Raw genomic sequence first — 18,230 nt, 5'->3', positions numbered from 1 at the left:
TCAGCAGACGAGCCCGAGACGGCGCTGGTCACGGGCCAGATTCACGACCAGGGAGGCGATGAGCGGTGGCGTCGATCGCGAGGCGGCCTGACGGCACGTACCGGCCGCGGTACCGGGATGAGAACGGCAAGGAGCACGCCCGCCACTTCAAGCGAAAGGTCGACGCCCAGCGGTGGCTGAACTCCGTCACGGCCGCCATGGAAACCGGGAACTACGTCGACCCTCGTGCGGGCAAGATCAAAGTGGGCGAGTGGGCGGAGAAGTGGTTCGAGGGTCAGGCCCAGCTCAAGCCCACGACGCGGTCGCGGTACCGAAGCATCCTCGACATGCACGTCCTGCCCAACTGGTCCGCCCACCAGTTGGTGGCTGTGTCGCATGCCGACGTCCAGGCATGGGTGGCGCAGCAGCACGCGGAAGGTGCCGCCCCCGCTACCGTCCGCAAGCACTTCCGAGTCCTCAGCCTCATCCTCGATCTCGCCGTGCGTGACGGACGGCTCTCCCGGAACCCGTGCCAAAAGGTCAACCTGCCCCGAGTCCAACAGGCTCGGCGGCGGTACCTCACACACGCACAGGTCCACCGCCTCGCGGACGCGACATGTTCTCTCCGGGCTGGCACCCGGCTCCCGCACCGCGAGCGGGAGATCATGGCCTCCTACCGCGTCGTCGTGCTAGTCCTCGCGTACTGCGGGCTGCGCTGGGGCGAGTTGGCAGCCCTCAAGGCGAAGCGGGTCGACCTTCGCCGGCGCCGGATCGAGATCGCCGAATCGGTGGTCGAGGTCGACGGACTGCTGACCTGGGGCGTCCCCAAGGGGTACGAGCGCCGCTCGGTCCCCATCCCGGCCTTCATCGCCGAGGACCTACGCGAACAGCTGGCAGGCCGGGGACCTGAGGATCTCGTCTTCACTGGCCTGCGGGCCGGGGGAGTACTGCGCAACCGGGTGTTCCGCAGAGCGGGCTTCGACCGGGCAGCCCAGGCGGTGGGACTCGAGGGACTCGTGCCGCACGAGCTTCGGCACACGGCCGCCAGCCTGGCCGTGTCATCCGGTGCCAACGTGAAGGCGGTGCAACGGATGCTGGGGCACGCCTCGGCCGCCATGACGTTGGACACCTACGCCGACCTCTTCGACGAGGACCTCGACGCGGTAGCGGAGCGCTTGGACCTCGCTGCGCGGACGGTCCGCGAACGTTCTGCGGACTATTTGCGGACTCCGGACCTCTTCACGCTCGATCCAGCGTCGAATTGATCACCCAAACGGCCGACTGACCAGCGACTTCTCGTGGTGCCCCCGGCAGGATTCGAACCTGCGCACCCGCCTCCGGAGGGCGGTGCTCTATCCCCTGAGCTACGGGGGCTCGGTGGTGGGGCAGAGGAGAAGTTACCAGCCGCCCGCGGTGGTCCGGGAAGCGGCTCCCGGCCCGCCGATCACGGCGCCGGGAGGGGGGTGCCACCCCGGGCGGCGAGCATGTCGGTCATCGTCGCGGTCTCGGTGCCCTGCGACTGCACGATCGACCGGGCGAGGTCGCGCACGGCCTCCTCCTCGGCGTGCTCGGCGGCGTACGCGCCCATGTCGAAGCCGCCCTGGTGGTGCCGGATCATCAGCTTCAGGAACTCCACGTCGAACGCGGTGCCCGACAGGCTGCGCAGTTCCGCCAGCTCGTCCTCGGTCGCCATGCCCGGCATGAGAGCGCCGGCGCCCATGTCCATGTCGGCCGTGTCGTGCCCGCCGTGGCCGCCCTCGCCGGCGGGCATCCAGGCCATCGTGTCGCCGCCGGTCGGCGAAATGCCCCACAGGGACAGCCAGCCCTGCATCCGGCCGGCCTGGTTGGTCTGGGTGGCGGAGATGTCGAAGGCCAGCTGCTCGACGTCGGGGTCGTCGCTGCGCTCGGGCGCCAGGTTCGCCATCTCCACGCCCTGCAGATGGTGCAGGGACATGTCCCGGGCGAAACCGGCATCCACCGAGTCCGCCGTGGGATCGGGGTCCTGCCCGACACCGACGGCGACGGCCAGCCCACCGCCCAGGAGGACCAGCCCGACGCCGATGACGGCGAGCAGGACCGCCCGCAGGGGGCGGCGCGCCGGATCGGGGGTACTGGTCACGAAATCTCCTCCGTGGTCGCCGCCGTGCAGGTGCGGGGTGCGGGTCAGGGCGCCGGGACCTCGCCGGCGTCGGCGTCCGCGGCGCCGTCCTCCTCGACGAGGGGGTCGGCGAGGAAAGCCGGGTTCTCGCACGTGGCGCCCGGCTCGGGGAAGTCCCCGGCCTTGTAGGTCATCAGGTCGGCGAACTGCTTGATCCGCTCGTCCTCGGCGCTGTCCGCGGTGATCTGGTCGCCCCACGACTGGACGCTGATCGGGGACTCTTGCCCCTCGTAGGGCGACAGCATGCGGCCGGAGACGCCGTCCACCAGCCCGGCCAGCGTTGCGACGTCGGCGTCGGAGACCTCGTCCGGGTTGTAGGTGATCCACACGGCACCGTGCTCGAGGCTGTGCACCGCGTTCTCGTGCCGGATGTCCACGTCGTAGACGCTGCCGGTGCAGTCGGCCCAGTACGGGTCGTGCGGGCCACCGACCGGCGGGGACTGCTCGTAGTCGACCGGCGTCTGGACGTGCTGACCGGCCTCGTAGTCGAACGTCGCGGCGCCGGCGATCTCGTCGATCGAGTCGACCCTGAGCGCATCGGCCTCGCGCACCTCCACCACGGCGTAGACGATGACGGCCGCGGCGAACACCACGACGGCCAGGGCGCCGGCGATCAGCCCCCACGGGCGCTGCTGGGCCACGACCTGCGTCGGGGGCCTGGTCCGGCCGCCCGTGCCGCGCCCGCCGGCGCGGGAGGCCCCACCGCCGGTCGCTCGGCTCTTGTCGGGCGTGCGGTCCTTGGCCAAGGCCTCTCCTCGTGACGGGGCGCGTCCGCGCCGGTGCCGCGGGGCCCCGGACAGCCCCTCGTACCGGCGGCGAGTCTAGGTCGCGGACCTGTACGCGAGCTGGGAGCCGGGCGGCCCGCCGGGCGCGCCGGAGCCGGTCAGTACGCTCGCCGGGTGACACCGGAGCAGCTGCAGGACGCCGTTCGTACCGCCGTGGCCGCGGTCGTCGAGCGAGGCGCGCTGCCCGTGGACGTGCCCGCCGACGTCGTGGTGGAGCGTCCGAAGAATCCCGAGCACGGCGACTACGCCACCAACCTGGCCATGCGGCTGGCCAAGCCGGCCGGGCGGCCGCCGCGCGAGGTGGCCGAGCTGCTGGCCGCGGAGCTGCACGGCCACGCGGGCATCGCCCGGGTGGACATCGCCGGGCCGGGCTTCCTCAACATCACCCTCGCGCAGGGCGCGCTGGGGAAGATCGCCGTCGACGCGGTCACCGCGGGGCAGGCCTACGGCCGTACCGCGACGCTGGCAGGTCAGAAGCTGAACCTGGAGTTCGTCTCGGCCAACCCGACCGGCCCCGTGCACATCGGTGGCACGCGGTGGGCGGCCGTCGGGGACGCCATCGCCCGCCTGCTCCAGGCCAGCGGCGCCGACGTCACCCGGGAGTACTACCTGAACGACGCCGGGGCCCAGATCGACCGGTTCGCCCGGAGCCTGCAGGCCGCGGCCAACGGCCGGGAGGTGCCCGAGGACGGCTACGCGGGCAGCTACATCGGCGACATCGCCGCGCAGGTCGTCGCGGCCGAGCCCGGGCTGCTCGACCGGCCCGGGGACGAGCAGCTGCCGGTGTTCCGGGCCCGCGGCGTGGAGCTCATGGTCAGCGAGATCCGCAGCACCATGGAGGGCTTCGGCGTCCACTTCGACGTCTGGTTCTCCGAGACCTCGCTGCACGAGGCCGGCGCCCTGGAGAAGGCCGTGGCGCGGCTCCGCGAGCACGGCCACGTCTACGAGTCCGAGGGCGCGGTGTGGCTGCGGACGACCACCTTCGGCGACGACAAGGACCGCGTCCTGGTCAAGGCCGACGGCGAGCCGACCTACTTCGCCGCCGACTGCGCCTACTACCTGGACAAGCGCGGGCGCGGGTTCGACAAGGTCGTGATCATGCTCGGTGCCGACCACTCGGGGTACGTCGGGCGCTACAAGGCGCTGGTGGCCGCGGCCGGCGACGACCCCGCGACGCACCTGGAGATCCTCCTCGGCCAGCTGGTGAATCTGCTGCGCGACGGGGAGCCGGTCCGGATGAGCAAGCGGGCCGGCACGGTGGTCAACCTGGAGGACCTGGTCGACGCGATCGGTGGTGATGCCGCCCGCTACGCGCTGGCGCGGGCGTCGGTCGACCAGCAGATCGACATCGACATCGACCTGTGGACCCGCAAGACCAACGACAACCCGGTCTTCTACGTCCAGTACGCGCACGCCCGGATCTCCTCGGTGCTGCGCAACGCCGCCGACCTCGGCCTGGCGCTCGGCGAGGCAGGCGACGTCGACGCCGGGCAGCTCACCCATGAACGGGAGAACGACCTGCTGCGGGCGATCGGCGAGTTCCCGCGCGTGCTGACCACGGCCGCGGAGCTGCGGGCACCCCACCGGGTGGCCCGGTACCTCGAGGAGCTGGCCGGCACCTACCACCGGTTCTACGACTCCTGCCGGGTGCTGCCGCGCGGCGACGAGGAGGCGACTCCGCTCACCACCGCCCGGCTGTGGCTGTGCGCCGCCACCGCGGGGGTCCTGCGCAACGGCCTGGCCGTGCTCGGTGTCTCCGCGCCGGAGCGGATGTGATGCGCGCGCACCCGGCTGGTCCGCTCCACGGCAACCTTCAGCAGCCGACCGCCGCGGGGGCGCCGCCGAGCGACCTCGGCGTCCTGGATCCGCATGTCTGGCCACGGTCGGCGGAGCGGATCGACGGCGAGCTGCACCTGGGTGGCCGGGCGGTCACCGACCTCGCCCGCGCGCACGGCACCCCGCTGTTCGTGCTGGACGAGGCGGACTTCCGCGGCCGCTCCGCCGAGTTCGCGACCGCGTTCGCCGGCGCCGACGTGCACTACGCGTCGAAGGCCTTCCTCTGCGGTCAGGTGGCCCGCTGGGTCGCCGACGACGGCCTGCACCTGGACGCGTGCAGCGGCAACGAGCTGGCGCTGGCGCTGGCCGCCGGTTTCCCCGCCGGGCGGATCGCCCTGCACGGCAACAACAAGTCGCTGGTCGAGCTGCAGCTGGCCGTCGACTCGGGGATCGGGCACGTCGTCCTCGACTCCTTCGACGAGATCGACCGGCTGGTCCCGATGGCCGAGAAGCGGGTCGCCGACGGCGGGTCGCCGGTGCCGGTGCTCATCCGCGCGACCGTCGGCATCGAGGCGCACACCCACGAGTTCATCGCCACCGCGCACGAGGACCAGAAGTTCGGCTTCTCGCTGGCCACCGGCGACGCGCTCACCGCCGCGGTGCGGGTCATCCGCGAACCCGCGCTGCGGCTGACCGGGCTGCACAGCCACATCGGCTCGCAGATCTTCGACACCGCGGGCTTCGAGGCCGCGGCGCACCGGGTGGTCGGGCTCCTCGGGCAGGTGCACCAGGCCACCGGCCAGGTCCTGCCCGAGCTCAACCTCGGCGGCGGGTTCGGCATCGCCTACCTGGCCGAGGACGACCCGGTGAGCCCGGCCGACGTCGCGACGCGGCTGCGGGCCGTCGTCGCCGCCGAGTGCGCCCAGCTGGGCCTGCCGATGCCGCGGCTCGCGGTCGAGCCCGGCCGCGCCATCGCCGGGCCGGGCACGGTCACGCTGTACGAGATCGGCACCATCAAGCCGGTCCGCCTGGGCGCCTCCGGGGCGCCGGGCACCCCGCTGGTGCGCAACTACGTCTCCGTCGACGGCGGGATGAGCGACAACATCCGCACCGCGCTCTACGACGCCTCCTACACCTGCGTGCTGGCCAACCGGGTCTCCGAGGCCCCGCCGGCGCTGTGCCGGGTGGTGGGCAAGCACTGCGAGAGCGGCGACATCCTGGTCCGGGACCTGTGGCTGCCCGCCGATGTGCAGCCGGGTGACCTGCTCGCCGTCGCCGCCACCGGCGCGTACTGCTGGTCGATGGCGAGCAACTACAACTACCTGCTCAAGCCTCCGGTGGTCGCCGTCCGGGACGGACACGCCACGGAGATCCTGCGACGTCAGACACTGTCCGACGTGTTCGCCCTCGACGCGGTCCTCGCCGACCGCCCCGACCCCTCGCCGGCGATCGACCAGCCGGCGCCCGAACACCCCGCGGGAGCGACCTCGTGACCGGACCCCTCAAGGTCGCCCTCCTCGGCTGCGGCACCGTCGGCAGCGCGGTGCTGCGCGTGCTGCAGGACCAGGCCGGCGATCTCGGCGCCCGCATCGGCCGCCCGGTCGAGGTGGCCGGCGTCGCCGTGCGCCGCCCGGCGCACCACCCCGACGTGCCGGCGCACCTGCTCACCACCGACGCGCACGCCCTGGTCACCCGCGACGACGTCGACCTCGTCGTCGAGGTGATCGGCGGCATCGAGCCGGCGCGCTCGCTGATGCTGGCGGCGTTCGAGGCCGGCAAGTCGGTGGTCAGCGCGAACAAGGCGCTGCTCGCCGAGGACGGTGTCGCGCTGCACGCCGCGGCCGCCAAGGCAGGGGTGGACCTCTACTACGAGGCCGCCGTGGCCGGTGCCATCCCGATCCTCCGGCCGCTTCGCGAGTCGCTGGTGGGGGATCAGCTGTCCCGCGTCGTGGGCATCGTCAACGGGACGACGAACTACATCCTGTCGCGGATGGCCGAGACCGGCGCCGGCTTCGGCGAGGCGCTGGCCGAGGCGACGGAGCTCGGTTACGCCGAGGCCGACCCGACCGCCGACGTCGACGGGTTCGACGCGGCCGCGAAGGCGGCGATCCTCGCGTCGCTGGCGTTCCACACCCCGGTGTCCGCCGTCGACGTGTACCGGGAGGGAATCTCCACGGTCACCGCCACGGACGTCGCCCGGGCGGCCGAGATCGGTTGCACGGTGAAGCTGCTGGCCATCTGCGAGCGGGTCGCTGGTGAGGACGGCGACTCGGTCGCCGTCCGGGTGCACCCGGCGATGATCCCGACGTCGCACCCGCTGGCCTCGGTCGGCGGTGCCTTCAACGCCGTCTTCGTCGAGGCCGCGGCCGCCGGGCAGCTGATGTTCTACGGCCAGGGCGCCGGGGGAGAGCCCACCGCCAGCGCCGTGCTGGGCGACCTGGTCGCCGTCGCCCGCAGCCGGGTGACCGGCGCCCCCGGGCCGGGGGTGACCGGGTACGCGAACCTCGCCCTGCGGCCCATGGCGGAGACGCCGACGCGCTACCACGTGAGCCTCGACGTGGCCGACAAGCCCGGTGTGCTCGCCGCCGTCGCGCAGGAGTTCGCGCGGCACGAGGTGAGCATCTCCACCGTCCGTCAGACCGGCCGCGGCGACGCCGCGACGCTGGTCATCGTGACCCACAGCGCCCCGGACGCGGCGCTGTCGGCCACCATTGCCGCGCTGCGGGAGATGCCCGCGGTCCGGGGGGTCACCAGCGTGCTGCGCGTGGAGGGATTGTCATGACGGTCTCGTCGGTCGTGTCCCCGGGCTGGCCGGGCCTCATCGAGGCCTACCGCTCCCGGCTGCCGGTCACCGACACGACCCCGGTGGTCACCCTCCAGGAGGGGGCGACCCCGCTGGTGCCGGCCCGCGAGCTGTCGGAGCGGACCGGCTGCGAGGTGTACCTCAAGGTCGAGGGCGCCAACCCGACCGGCTCCTTCAAGGACCGCGGCATGACGATGGCCATCAGCAAGGCCGTCGAGGAGGGGGCGCGCGCGGTCATCTGCGCGTCCACCGGGAACACCAGCGCCAGCGCCGCCGCCTACGCCGCGCGCGCCGGCATCACCTGCGCCGTCCTCGTGCCGCAGGGCAAGATCGCGATGGGCAAGCTGGCGCAGGCACTCGTGCACGGCGCGCGGCTGCTGCAGGTCCAGGGCAACTTCGACGACTGCCTGGCACTGGCCAGCAAGCTGGCCATCGACTACCCGGTCAGCCTGGTCAACAGCGTCAACCAGTACCGCATCGAGGGGCAGAAGACGGCGTCCTTCGAGATCGTCGACGTGCTCGGGGACGCGCCCGACATCCACTGCCTGCCGGTCGGCAACGCCGGCAACATCACCGCCTACTGGCAGGGCTACCGGGAGTACTGCGCCGACTCCGAGGCCCCCGGCCCCGCCTCCCGCGCGCCCCGGATGTGGGGTTTCCAGGCCGCCGGCGCGGCTCCGATCGTCAGCGGGCAGGTGGTGGAGAACCCGAGCACCATCGCCACCGCGATCCGGATCGGCAACCCCGCGTCCTGGACCAAGGCGCTGGCCGCCCGCGACGAGTCCGGCGGCCGCATCGACGCCGTCACCGACCGCGCCATCCTGTCCGCCTACCGGCTGCTGGCCCGCAGCGAGGCGGTCTTCGTCGAGCCCGCGTCCGCGGCGTCGGTCGCCGGTCTGCTGCAGGTGGCCGCTGCCGGTGAGCTCGAGCCCGGCCAGCGGATCGTCTGCACCGTCACCGGCAACGGGCTCAAGGACCCGGAGTGGGCCATCTCCGGGGCCCCGGCGCCGGTCACCATCCCGGTGGACGCCGCCGCCGCCGCATCCCAGCTCGGCCTGTGAGCCGGCTCGACCCCTACCGGGTCCGCGTGCGGGTGCCGGCCACGAGCGCGAACCTCGGTCCGGCCTTCGACTGCGCCGGGCTGGCCCTGGCGCACCACGACGTCCTGCACTTCTCGGTGCAGCCGAGCGGTCTGGCCGTCGAGGTCAGCGGCGTGGGCGCCGGTGAGCTGCCCACCGACGAGTCGCACCTCGTCGTGCGCGCCTTCCGCGCCGCCTGCGCGGAGCTCGGCTGGACGCCGCCCGGGCTCCGGGTCGTCGCGGAGAACGCCATCCCGCAGGGGAGGGGCATGGGTTCCTCGGCCGCAGCGGTCGTGGCCGGGATCCGTGCGGCGTGGGAGCTGTGCCCCGACGTCGAGGTCACCGACGGCAACGCCGTCCTGCGCCTGGCCACGGCGATGGAGGGGCACCCCGACAACGTCGCCGCTTGCCTGCTGGGCGGGCTGACGCTGTCCTGGACCGGCGAACGGGGCGTCGGCGCGGACAGCCTCACCGTGCACCAGAACGTACTGCCGGTCGTCCTGGTCCCCGACGCGACGCTGTCGACGGAGGTGGCCCGCGGGCTGCTGCCCGACGTCGTCCCGCATGCGGACGCCGCGTTCAACGCCGGGCGGTCCGCGCTGCTGGTGCACGTGCTGACCTCGGGGGACTACTCGTTCATGGAGGCCACCGAGGACCGGCTGCACCAGCGGCAACGGGCCGCGGCCATGCCCGACTCGTTGGCCCTCGTCGACCGGCTGCGGGCGGCCGGGCACGCTGCCGTGATCTCCGGTGCCGGCCCGTCGGTGCTGGTGCTGGGCCGTCGCACCGTCATGCGCCCGGACGAGCGACCCGGCGACAGCGAGGTGCGGGCCATCGCCGAGTTCGCTCCAGAGGGCTGGTCGGTGCTCCCGCTGGAGGTCGATCCGACGGGGGCGCGCGTCGACCACCCGTTCCGCCAGGTATCGTCTCGATAACGAGGAACACGCCGAGATCATCCGGTGTTGTCCTGCCCGTGAGCTGCGACTAGGCTCACGGCGTAGCCGCCCACTCGGGCGTGCCTCGCGCGGGGCCGAAGCAGACGTTCGATTCTCTTCGTCGCTGATCCGCCCCGCACCTCTCAACCTGTCTCCTGACGCGCACCCGTCCGATCCCCGGGCCGGTCCGCCGGGGACCGGGCATCCCCTGCGCCGACTCGGCGCAGGTCACCGCAGGGAAGGACCTGTACGTGAGCGAAACCAACGACCTCGCCGTGAACGGTGCGCCCGACGCCGCCGTCTCCACCGAGGACGCTGCCGCTTCTGGGACGGCGGGCCGCCCCCGCCGCCGCGGCAATGGACTGTCGGGCATGCTCCTGCCCGAACTTCAGCGCCTGGCCGGGGAGCTCGGCATCGCCGGCACCGGCCGGATGCGCAAGAGCGACCTGGTCGCCGCCATCTCCGCCCGCCAGGTGGGCGGGGACCCCGAGGCCGGCGCCCCGGCTCCGCCCAGCGAGACGGCCGCCACCGAGAGCCCCGCCGCCGGTGCCGCCGACACCGCCCGCGGTGTCGCCGCCTCGTCCGCACCCCTCGAGGCGCCGATCAGCGGCGGCGCCAACGGTGGCCCGCTGACCGGCGAGAGCACCGCCGCACCGGCCCGCACCCGTCGCGGCGCGCGTCGTCCGGCGGGCTCGCCCGACAGCACCACCGATACGCCCGCGACCGAGGCTGCCTCGGTCGACTCGTCCGCCCCCGCCCCCGCCCCCGCCGACGCCGCGGCCCCGGCCACCACCGAGCCCCGCGAGGACGAGGCGCGTGCGGACGAGCAGCGCGACGGTGACCGGCCGCAGCGCAACCGCGACCGCAACCGGAACCGCGGTGAGCGGGACGGCAACCGCGACGGCGGCCGGGAGAACAACGACCGCGGCGAGCGCGACAGCCGGGACGGTGGCAACCGTGACCGCACCGAGCGCGGGGACCGCACCGAGCGCGGCAACCGCGACGCGGACGACCGGAACGAGCGCGGCAACCGCGACGGCAACCGTGGCCCCGACCGCGACCGCAACGACCGGGGCGGGCGTCCGGACAACCGCAACGACAACCGCAACGACGGTGGCCGCGGTCCGGCATCCACCGACGAGGACGACGACGACTTCGAGGGCGGCCGCGGCCGTCGCGGGCGCCGGTACCGCGACCGCAACAAGCGCGGCAACAGCCGGGACCGCTTCGACCAGGGGGAGCCGACCGTCAGCGAGGACGACGTCCTGCTGCCCGTCGCCGGCATCCTCGACGTCCTGGACAACTACGCGTTCGTCCGCACGTCCGGGTACCTGACCGGCCCGAACGACGTCTACGTCTCCCTGTCGCAGGTGCGCAGGTACGGCCTGCGCCGCGGTGACGCGATCACCGGCGCCGTCCGGCAGCCGCGCGAGGGCGAGCGCAAGGACAAGTACAACGCGCTGGTCCGGCTCGACACGGTCAACGGCCTGGACCCCGAGCAGGCCCGCAACCGCCCCGAGTTCACCAAGCTGACCCCGCTCTACCCGCAGGACCGCCTGCGGCTGGAGACCGAGCCGCACCTGCTCACCACCCGGGTCATCGACCTGGTCATGCCGATCGGCAAGGGGCAGCGCGCACTGATCGTGTCGCCCCCCAAGGCCGGCAAGACGATGGTGCTGCAGTCGCTGGCCAACGCGATCACCACGAACAACCCCGAGTGCCACCTCATGGTCGTGCTCGTCGACGAGCGGCCCGAAGAGGTCACCGACATGCAGCGCTCGGTGAAGGGCGAGGTCATCGCCTCGACCTTCGACCGGCCGCCGTCGGACCACACCACGGTCGCCGAGCTCTCCATCGAGCGGGCCAAGCGCCTGGTCGAGATGGGCCACGACGTCGTCGTCCTGCTGGACTCGATCACCCGCCTGGGCCGCGCCTACAACCTGGCGGCCCCCGCCAGCGGGCGGATCCTCTCCGGCGGTGTCGACTCCACGGCGCTCTACCCGCCCAAGCGCTTCCTCGGCGCCGCCCGGAACATCGAGAACGGCGGCTCGCTCACGATCATCGCCTCGGCGCTGGTCGAGACCGGCTCCACGATGGACACGGTCATCTTCGAGGAGTTCAAGGGCACCGGTAACGCGGAGATCAAGCTCGACCGCCGGCTGGCGGACAAGCGGGTCTTCCCGGCCGTCGACGTCAACGCGTCGGGCACGCGCAAGGAGGAGATCCTCATGTCGCCCGACGAGCTGGCCATCGTCATCAAGCTGCGCCGGGTGCTCTCCGCACTGGAGCCCCAGCAGGCGCTGGAACTGCTGCTCGACAAGCTGAAGAAGACCCGCAACAACGTCGAGTTCCTCATGCAGATCCAGAAGACCACCCTGGGCCCCGGCGGCGACTGAAGGACCTCATTTCCGCACCCCCCGCAGGCTCGGGGTGAGCCTCGGGACGGGGCCGACGGCGGGCGGGGCGCGGCGATCAGGGATACTGGTCGACCGAGCCCCGCCCCCGGCGCGGAATACCTCCCGCCGCCCGGCGTTCCACCACGTGAACCGCACAGACTTCTCGGAAGAGGCAACAGGCATGAAGCCCGACATCCACCCCACGTACCACGAGACCACCGTGACCTGTGGTTGCGGGAACACCTTCACCACCCGGAGCACGGCGCCCAGCGGTCAGCTGACCGTCGAGGTCTGCTCGGCGTGCCACCCCTTCTACACCGGCAAGCAGAAGATCCTCGACACCGGTGGCCGGGTGGCCCGCTTCGAGAAGCGCTTCGGCAAGCGCAACGCCGGCGCGGCGGCCGACGCCCAGTAGCACCCCCGACGGCGCCCGTCCCCACCCCTCGCGGTGGGGCGGGCGCCGTCGTCATGTCCGGCCCCCGGCACGCCCCCGGGGACTTTCGGTACCGGAAGTCCCTCTCTGAGAGCGAGTTCCCGATGAGCAGCACCGAGACGTCGGCACCCGACCGGCTGGCCGGGCTGCTCGCCGAGCACGCGCGCCTGGAGCGGGAGCTCGCCGACCCGGCGGTGCACGCCGACCAGCCGCGCGCCCGCCGGATGGGACGCCGCTACGCCCAGCTGGCGCCGCTGGTGGAGACCGCCCGTGGCCTGGACCAGGCCCGCGACGACCTCGGTGCGGCCCGTGAGTTGGCCGCGGAGGATGCGTCCTTCGCCGCGGAGGCGACCGCGCTCGAGCAGCAGGTCGCCGAGCTCACCGATCGCCTCCGCGAGCAGCTGCTGCCCAAGGACCCCGACGACGACAAGGACGTCATCCTCGAGATCAAGGCCGGCGAGGGCGGTGCGGAGTCCGCGCTCTTCGCCGGCGATCTGCTGCGCATGTACCTGCGCTACGCCGAGCGGCGCGGCTGGGCCACCGAGGTGCTGGACGCCGTCGATGCCGAGCTCGGTGGCTACAAGGACGTCGCTGTCGCCATCAAGTCGCGAACTGACGAAGGCATCTGGGCCCGGCTGAAGTTCGAGGGCGGCGTGCACCGCGTCCAGCGGGTACCGGCCACCGAGAGCCAGGGCCGCATCCACACCTCGGCGGCCGGGGTCCTGGTGCTGCCCGAGGCCGAGGAGGTCGACGTGAGCGTCGACCCGAACGACCTGCGGATCGACGTCTTCCGCTCGTCGGGCCCCGGCGGGCAGAGCGTGAACACCACCGACTCCGCCGTCCGCATCACCCACCTGCCCAGCGGCATCGTGGTCAGCTCGCAGAACGAGAAGAGCCAGCTGCAGAACCGCGAGTCGGCGCTGCGCGTGCTGCGCGCCCGGCTGCTGGCCGCCGCCCGTGAGGAGGCCGCCGCGACGGCGAGCGACCAGCGCCGCAGCCAGGTCCGCACCGTCGACCGCAGCGAGCGGGTGCGCACCTACAACTTCCCGGAGAACCGGATCTCCGACCACCGCGTCGGCTACAAGTCGCACAACCTCGACCAGGTGCTCGACGGCGACCTCGACGGCGTCATCGACGCCCTGGTCGGCGCGCACACGGCCGAGCTCCTGGCGGCCGGCTCCTAGGACGCCATGACCCTGACCTGCAGAGCCCTGCTCACCGCGGCGGCCGCCCGGCTCGCCGACGCCGGTGTCGAGTCCCCGCGTGTCGACGCCGAGCTGCTGCTGGCACACGCCCTCGTCGTGCCGCGCACCCGGCTGCTCACCCTCGACGAGGTGGGCGACGAGGCGATCGCCCGCTTCGAGGCGCTGCTGGCCCTGCGGGCCGACCGGGTGCCGCTGCAGCACCTGACCGGCCGGGCGCCGTTCCGGTACCTCGAGCTCGCGGTCGGGCCGGGTGTCTTCGTGCCCCGCCCCGAGACGGAGCAGCTGGTGGGCTGGGCGCTGCAGCAGGTCGCCGGCATCGCCGAGCCCGTCGTGGTCGACCTCGGGTCCGGCTCCGGCGCGATCGCGTTGTCGATCGCGCACGAGCACCCCGGCGCGCGGGTGACCGCGGTGGAACGCGACCCCGGCGCCGTCGAGTGGACCCGGCACAATGCGCGCACCCGTGCCGCCACCGGTGACCCCCCGGTCGAGGTGCTCAGCGGGGACATGACCGACGGCGGGCTGCTGCGCGAACTCGACGGCACCGTCGACCTGGTCGTCTCCAACCCGCCCTACGTCCCCGACGGTGCGCGGGTGCCCCGCGAGGTCGCCGACCACGACCCGCCGCTGGCGCTGTGGGGTGGACCCGACGGGCTCGACGTCGTCCGCGGGTTGCTGGTCACCGCCGCCCGGCTGCTCCGGCCGGGCGGGGCACTGGGCATCGAGCACGCCGACCAGCAGGGGGAGAGCCTGCCGGCGGTGGTCCGGGCGCACGGCAGCTTCACCGACGTGGATGATCACCCCGACCTGGCCGGGCGTCCCCGCTACACCACCGCCCGCCGGGTCTGAGGGGAGCACCCGGACGGGTGCTCCCGGCCGGTCCGGGGATTGCGTGCGGTGGCGTGGTGGCACCGGGGAACCGATGGCAGGGGGAGGCGCGATGCGACCGCGGACGGATCTGCTGGCGAACCGGTACGAGCTGCGGGCACCGATCGCCGGCGGCGGCATGGGGCAGGTCTGGCGCGGGCAGGACACGCTGCTCGACCGGCCGGTCGCGGTGAAGGTGCTGCGCGACCAGTTCGCCGGGAACGCCACCTTCCTGACGCGGTTCCGGGCCGAGGCGCAGCACGCCGCCCTCCTCACCCACCCGCACATCGCCGCGGTGTTCGACTACGGCGAGGTGCCGGCGGGCCCTGACGGTTCGCCGCTGGCCTACCTCGTGATGGAGCTCGTCGAGGGCGAGTCCCTCGCCGACCTGCTCGCACGGGTCGGGCGCCTCGACCCGGCACGGACGGTGGACATCCTGTGGCAGGCCGCCGACGGGCTCGCGGCCGCGCACGCGGCCGGGGTCGTGCACCGCGACATCAAGCCGGCGAACCTGCTGGTCACCCCGCAGGGCGTCGTGAAGATCACCGACTTCGGGATCGCCCGATCCGCTGCCAGCGTCGCGGTCACCGGCACCGGCCAGGTGATCGGGACGGCGCACTACTTCTCACCCGAGCAGGCAACGGGCGGGGCGTCGACCCCGGCCAGCGACGTCTACGCCCTGGGGACGGTCGGCTACGAGTGCCTGGCCGGACGACGCCCGTTCGAGGCCGAGAACCCCGTCCAGATCGCGGTCATGCACATCCGCGACGCCCCGCCTCCGCTGCCGGCGGGGATCCCGGCCGGCGTCCGGGCTCTCGTGGAACGCGCCATGGCCAAGGACCCGCACGCGCGGTTCCCCGACGGTGCGGCCCTCCGGGACGCCGCCGGACGACTGGCCCCGGGCCTGCCCACCTCCCCGACGCGACGAGCGACCACGGCGGTGCTGCCGGTAGCCGGCCCGGGCACGACCCCGATGGCCGCCGCGACGACGGCTGCGCGGGCACGCTCCCGGTGGGCGATCCCCCTGCTGGCGGGGCTGGGCGCGCTCCTCCTTGCCGTCGCCGTCCTGGCGGTGGTGCTCCCCGACCGCTCCGAACCCGCGCCGCCCGGCGAGGCCCCGACCGCGACGACCCCCGCCGGGATCGAGGTCCTCGCCGCGGCCCACATCGGCCGGCCGGTCCAGGAGGTCCAGGCGGATCTCGTCGGCCGTGGTCTGCGGGTGGAGCTCGTCGCCGTCGAGACGGCGGACGTGCCGGCGGGTCAGGTGACCGCGCTGGATCCGGTCGGGACGCTGGCGCCAGGCGATCTCGTCCGGCTGTCCTACGCGGTGTCGCCGGTTCCCGTGCCTGCTCCGGTGCCGCCCCCGGTCGACCCGGGCGACGACGGGCGCGAGGACCGGGAAGAAGCCGAGGAGGACCGGAAGAAGGCCGAGGAGGAGCGGAAGGAGGCCGAGGAGGAGGCGAAGGAGGCCGAGGAGAAGGCCAGGAAGGACGCAGAGGAGGCGATGAAGGAGGCCGAGGAGGAGCGGCAGGACCGGGAGGAGGACCGCGAGGAGGGCGGGGACTGACGCCGGTTCCCCACGGCCCACCGACCGGCTGGGAGACTCGGCGCTCGTGGCCGACATCTACGACTGCTCCGATCCCGCCGCCCGGGCCGCCGGACTCGATTCCGCCGCCGCGGCGATCGGTCGCGGCGAGCTGGTGCTGCTGCCGACCGACACCGTCTACGGCGTCGCGGCCGATGCGTTCACCCCGCCGGCGGTCGCCCGCCTGCTGGCCGCGAAGAACCGGGGGCGGGCGATGCCCGTGCCGGTGCTGATCGGGGAGGCATCGACGCTGGCCGGGCTGGTGCTGCAGCCACCGGAGACGGCGACACAGCTCGCCCAGGCGTTCTGGCCCGGTGGACTCACGCTGGTGCTGGAGCACGCGCCGTCCCTGGCCTGGGACCTGGGCGACGCCGAGGGGACGGTCGCGGTCCGGCTCCCCGACGACGAGCTGGCGCGGGACCTGCTCCGCCGCACCGGCCCGCTCGCGGTGTCCAGCGCCAACCGCTCGGGGCGCCCGGCGGCCGCCTCCGCCCAGGAGGCCGACATGCAGCTCGGCCCGCACGCGGCGGTGATCCTGGACGACGGCCCCCGCACCGGCTCGGCGGCCAGCACGATCGTCGACTGCACCGGTCCGGCGCCGCGCGTCCTGCGCGTCGGCGCGATCAGCGTCGACCGCCTCCGCGAGGTCGTCCCCGAACTTACGGATTGACCCGAGAGCATGTAGGGACATGGGAACGTAGAAATCGGGCCGAGTGGGGCCCGGAGGGTCCCGCGCAGGCACGACGCAGGGGCTCGACGGCGGCCAGGACGGCAATTGGTCGCGGTGCGACGCGGAGCGTCGCGATGTGATAGCCCGCGGTGCGACGCGGAGCGTCGCCATGTCGCAGTGTCATAGTTGTACGACCGCCGCGCCGCCCGAGCCCGGGCATCGCGGGCGCCCGCACCGACTTCTGGAGTGCGCCTGAGATGAGCACCCCCTACTGGGGCCCGGACTTCGACGCCCTGGCCGCTTTCGACCCCGACATCGCCGGTGTGGTCACCGGAGAGCTGGACCGGCTGCGGGCTGGGCTGCAGCTGATCGCCAGCGAGAACTTCACCAGCCCGGCCGTCCTGGCCGCACTGGGCAGCACGCTGTCGAACAAGTACGCCGAGGGCTATCCCGGCCGGCGGTACTACGGCGGCTGCGAGGTCGTCGACGTCGCCGAGGAGATCGGCATCGCGCGGGCCAAGGAACTGTTCGGCGCCGAGCACGCCAACCTGCAGCCGCACTCGGGCGCGAACGCCAACCTGGCCGCCTACGGGGCCTTCCTCAAGCCGGGGGACACCTTTCTGGGCATGGCGCTGCCCCACGGAGGCCACCTGACGCACGGCACGAAGGTCAGCTTCAGCGGCAAGTGGTTCAACGCCGTGCAGTACGGGGTCGACCAGAAGACCGAGCACATCGACTACGACCAGGTGCGCGACCTGGCCCGCGAGCACCGGCCCAAGCTCATCGTGGCCGGCGGGTCGGCGATCCCGCGGCTGATCGACTTCGCCGCGTTCCGCGAGATCGCCGACGAGGTCGGCGCGATCTTCATGGTCGACGCCGCCCACTTCATCGGCCTGGTCGCCGGCAAGGCGATCCCGAGTCCCGTCCCCTACGCCGACGTGGTGACGTTCACCACCCACAAGGTGCTGCGCGGTCCGCGCGGAGGCGCGATCGTCTGCAAGGCCGAGCACGCCAAGGCCATCGACAAGTCCGCCTTCCCGATGATGCAGGGCGGTCCGCTCATGCACGCCGTCGCGGCCAAGGCGGTGAACTTCAAGGAGTGCCTGCAGCCCGAGTACCAGGCCTACGCACGGCAGGTGGTCGCCAACGCGCAGGCGCTCACCGAGGGCCTGGCGGCCGAGGGGCTGCGGCCGGTGGCCGGCGGCACCGACACCCACCTCGCGCTGCTGGACCTGCAGGAGACCGGGGTGACCGGGGTCGACGCCGAGGCGCGCTGCGGTGCGGCGGGCATCGTCCTGAACAAGAATGCGATCCCCTTCGACCCGCAGCCGGCCTCGGTCGCCTCGGGCATCCGGGTCGGCAGCCCCGCGGTGACCACCCAGGGCATGACGGAGAGCCACATGAAGGAGATCGCCTCCCTCATCGGCACCGCCATCCGCGACGCCGACGGCAGCCGCGCGACCCAGGTCGCCGCCGGCGTCCGCGAACTGGTCGGCGCCCACCCGGCCTACCCCCACCCGACCCGACCGACTGCCTACCCCGAGCCCGCGCGGACCGTCTGA

15 protein-coding genes and 1 tRNA gene are annotated in these 18,230 nt (G+C 73.3%); 13 read left to right on the top strand and 3 right to left on the bottom strand.

Translation table 11 applies throughout. From position 1 onward, the window contains the following. The first annotated feature begins 65 nt into the window (after nt 1-65). Nucleotides 66-1,244, top strand: coding sequence for a tyrosine-type recombinase/integrase (locus BLASA_RS18010; RefSeq protein WP_014377646.1), 1,179 nt, complete (start codon nt 66-68; stop codon nt 1,242-1,244). 34 nt (nt 1,245-1,278) lie between these two features. Here BLASA_RS18010 and BLASA_RS18005 read toward each other — a convergent pair. The 3 genes from BLASA_RS18005 to BLASA_RS17995 form a co-directional block, all read right to left on the bottom strand. Further along, nucleotides 1,279-1,353 (bottom strand) — tRNA-Arg (locus BLASA_RS18005). Between the two features lie 70 nt (nt 1,354-1,423). Further along, nucleotides 1,424-2,098: a DUF305 domain-containing protein gene (locus tag BLASA_RS18000; RefSeq protein ID WP_014377645.1), complete on the bottom strand. Its 675-nt coding sequence runs from the start codon at nt 2,096-2,098 to the stop codon at nt 1,424-1,426. A gap of 44 nt (nt 2,099-2,142) precedes the next feature. After that, complete coding sequence (locus tag BLASA_RS17995; protein WP_014377644.1) at nt 2,143-2,883, bottom strand: DUF3105 domain-containing protein; 741 nt, start codon at nt 2,881-2,883, stop codon at nt 2,143-2,145. Between the two features lie 153 nt (nt 2,884-3,036). Between BLASA_RS17995 and argS the strand changes: the two genes are divergently transcribed. From argS to glyA, 12 genes are all read left to right on the top strand, one after another. After that, nucleotides 3,037-4,698, top strand: a complete 1,662-nt coding sequence (argS, locus tag BLASA_RS17990) for an arginine--tRNA ligase (RefSeq protein ID WP_014377643.1) — start codon at nt 3,037-3,039, stop codon at nt 4,696-4,698. Continuing rightward, a complete protein-coding gene (gene lysA / locus BLASA_RS17985) occupies nt 4,698-6,191 on the top strand; it encodes a diaminopimelate decarboxylase (protein WP_014377642.1) in 1,494 nt (497 codons plus the stop codon). The genes argS and lysA overlap by 1 nt, the downstream gene beginning before the upstream one ends. Next, nucleotides 6,188-7,480: a homoserine dehydrogenase gene (locus tag BLASA_RS17980; protein WP_014377641.1), complete on the top strand. Its 1,293-nt coding sequence runs from the start codon at nt 6,188-6,190 to the stop codon at nt 7,478-7,480. Before lysA ends, BLASA_RS17980 begins: the two co-directional genes overlap by 4 nt. Continuing rightward, the gene (thrC, locus tag BLASA_RS17975; RefSeq protein ID WP_014377640.1) at nt 7,477-8,562 is read left to right on the top strand and encodes a threonine synthase; all 1,086 of its coding nucleotides are present in this window, start codon (nt 7,477-7,479) and stop codon (nt 8,560-8,562) included. The genes BLASA_RS17980 and thrC overlap by 4 nt, the downstream gene beginning before the upstream one ends. Further along, nucleotides 8,559-9,515 (top strand): homoserine kinase, encoded by a 957-nt coding sequence (gene thrB, locus BLASA_RS17970; protein ID WP_014377639.1) that lies wholly within the window; start codon nt 8,559-8,561, stop codon nt 9,513-9,515. The genes thrC and thrB overlap by 4 nt, the downstream gene beginning before the upstream one ends. Before the next feature lie 371 nt (nt 9,516-9,886). Next, complete coding sequence (gene rho, locus BLASA_RS17965) at nt 9,887-11,911, top strand: transcription termination factor Rho (protein ID WP_419761019.1); 2,025 nt, start codon at nt 9,887-9,889, stop codon at nt 11,909-11,911. Between the two features lie 181 nt (nt 11,912-12,092). Further along, complete coding sequence (gene rpmE / locus BLASA_RS17960; protein ID WP_014377637.1) at nt 12,093-12,326, top strand: 50S ribosomal protein L31; 234 nt, start codon at nt 12,093-12,095, stop codon at nt 12,324-12,326. A 122-nt stretch (nt 12,327-12,448) separates the two neighbouring features. Further along, nucleotides 12,449-13,528 carry a peptide chain release factor 1 gene (gene prfA, locus BLASA_RS17955; protein WP_014377636.1) on the top strand — a complete coding sequence of 360 codons (1,080 nt, stop codon included), beginning with the start codon at nt 12,449-12,451 and terminating at the stop codon, nt 13,526-13,528. A 6-nt stretch (nt 13,529-13,534) separates the two neighbouring features. Beyond that, nucleotides 13,535-14,395, top strand: a complete 861-nt coding sequence (prmC, locus tag BLASA_RS17950; RefSeq protein WP_014377635.1) for a peptide chain release factor N(5)-glutamine methyltransferase — start codon at nt 13,535-13,537, stop codon at nt 14,393-14,395. 91 nt (nt 14,396-14,486) lie between these two features. Further along, a complete protein-coding gene (locus BLASA_RS23650; RefSeq protein WP_014377634.1) occupies nt 14,487-15,980 on the top strand; it encodes a protein kinase domain-containing protein in 1,494 nt (497 codons plus the stop codon). 46 nt (nt 15,981-16,026) lie between these two features. Continuing rightward, a complete protein-coding gene (locus tag BLASA_RS17940; RefSeq protein ID WP_014377633.1) occupies nt 16,027-16,668 on the top strand; it encodes an L-threonylcarbamoyladenylate synthase in 642 nt (213 codons plus the stop codon). A 257-nt stretch (nt 16,669-16,925) separates the two neighbouring features. Continuing rightward, nucleotides 16,926-18,230, top strand: a complete 1,305-nt coding sequence (gene glyA, locus BLASA_RS17935) for a serine hydroxymethyltransferase (protein ID WP_014377632.1) — start codon at nt 16,926-16,928, stop codon at nt 18,228-18,230.

Source organism: Blastococcus saxobsidens DD2 (assembly GCF_000284015.1).
In the GTDB taxonomy this organism is placed as follows: Bacteria; Actinomycetota; Actinomycetes; order Mycobacteriales; family Geodermatophilaceae; genus Blastococcus; species Blastococcus saxobsidens_A.
This window is presented reverse-complemented; position numbering and strand designations above follow the sequence as displayed.

What these genes read in the sequence shown, in the direction of transcription:
- lysA (WP_014377642.1), top strand. Translation starts at nt 4,698, where the DNA reads ATGCGCGCGCACCCGGCTGGTCCGCTCCACGGCAACCTTCAGCAGCCG.
- thrC (WP_014377640.1), top strand. Translation starts at nt 7,477, where the DNA reads ATGACGGTCTCGTCGGTCGTGTCCCCGGGCTGGCCGGGCCTCATCGAG.
- rho (WP_419761019.1), top strand. Translation starts at nt 9,887, where the DNA reads ATGCTCCTGCCCGAACTTCAGCGCCTGGCCGGGGAGCTCGGCATCGCC.
- rpmE (WP_014377637.1), top strand. Translation starts at nt 12,093, where the DNA reads ATGAAGCCCGACATCCACCCCACGTACCACGAGACCACCGTGACCTGT.
- prfA (WP_014377636.1), top strand. Translation starts at nt 12,449, where the DNA reads ATGAGCAGCACCGAGACGTCGGCACCCGACCGGCTGGCCGGGCTGCTC.
- prmC (WP_014377635.1), top strand. Translation starts at nt 13,535, where the DNA reads ATGACCCTGACCTGCAGAGCCCTGCTCACCGCGGCGGCCGCCCGGCTC.
- BLASA_RS23650 (WP_014377634.1), top strand. Translation starts at nt 14,487, where the DNA reads ATGCGACCGCGGACGGATCTGCTGGCGAACCGGTACGAGCTGCGGGCA.
- glyA (WP_014377632.1), top strand. Translation starts at nt 16,926, where the DNA reads ATGAGCACCCCCTACTGGGGCCCGGACTTCGACGCCCTGGCCGCTTTC.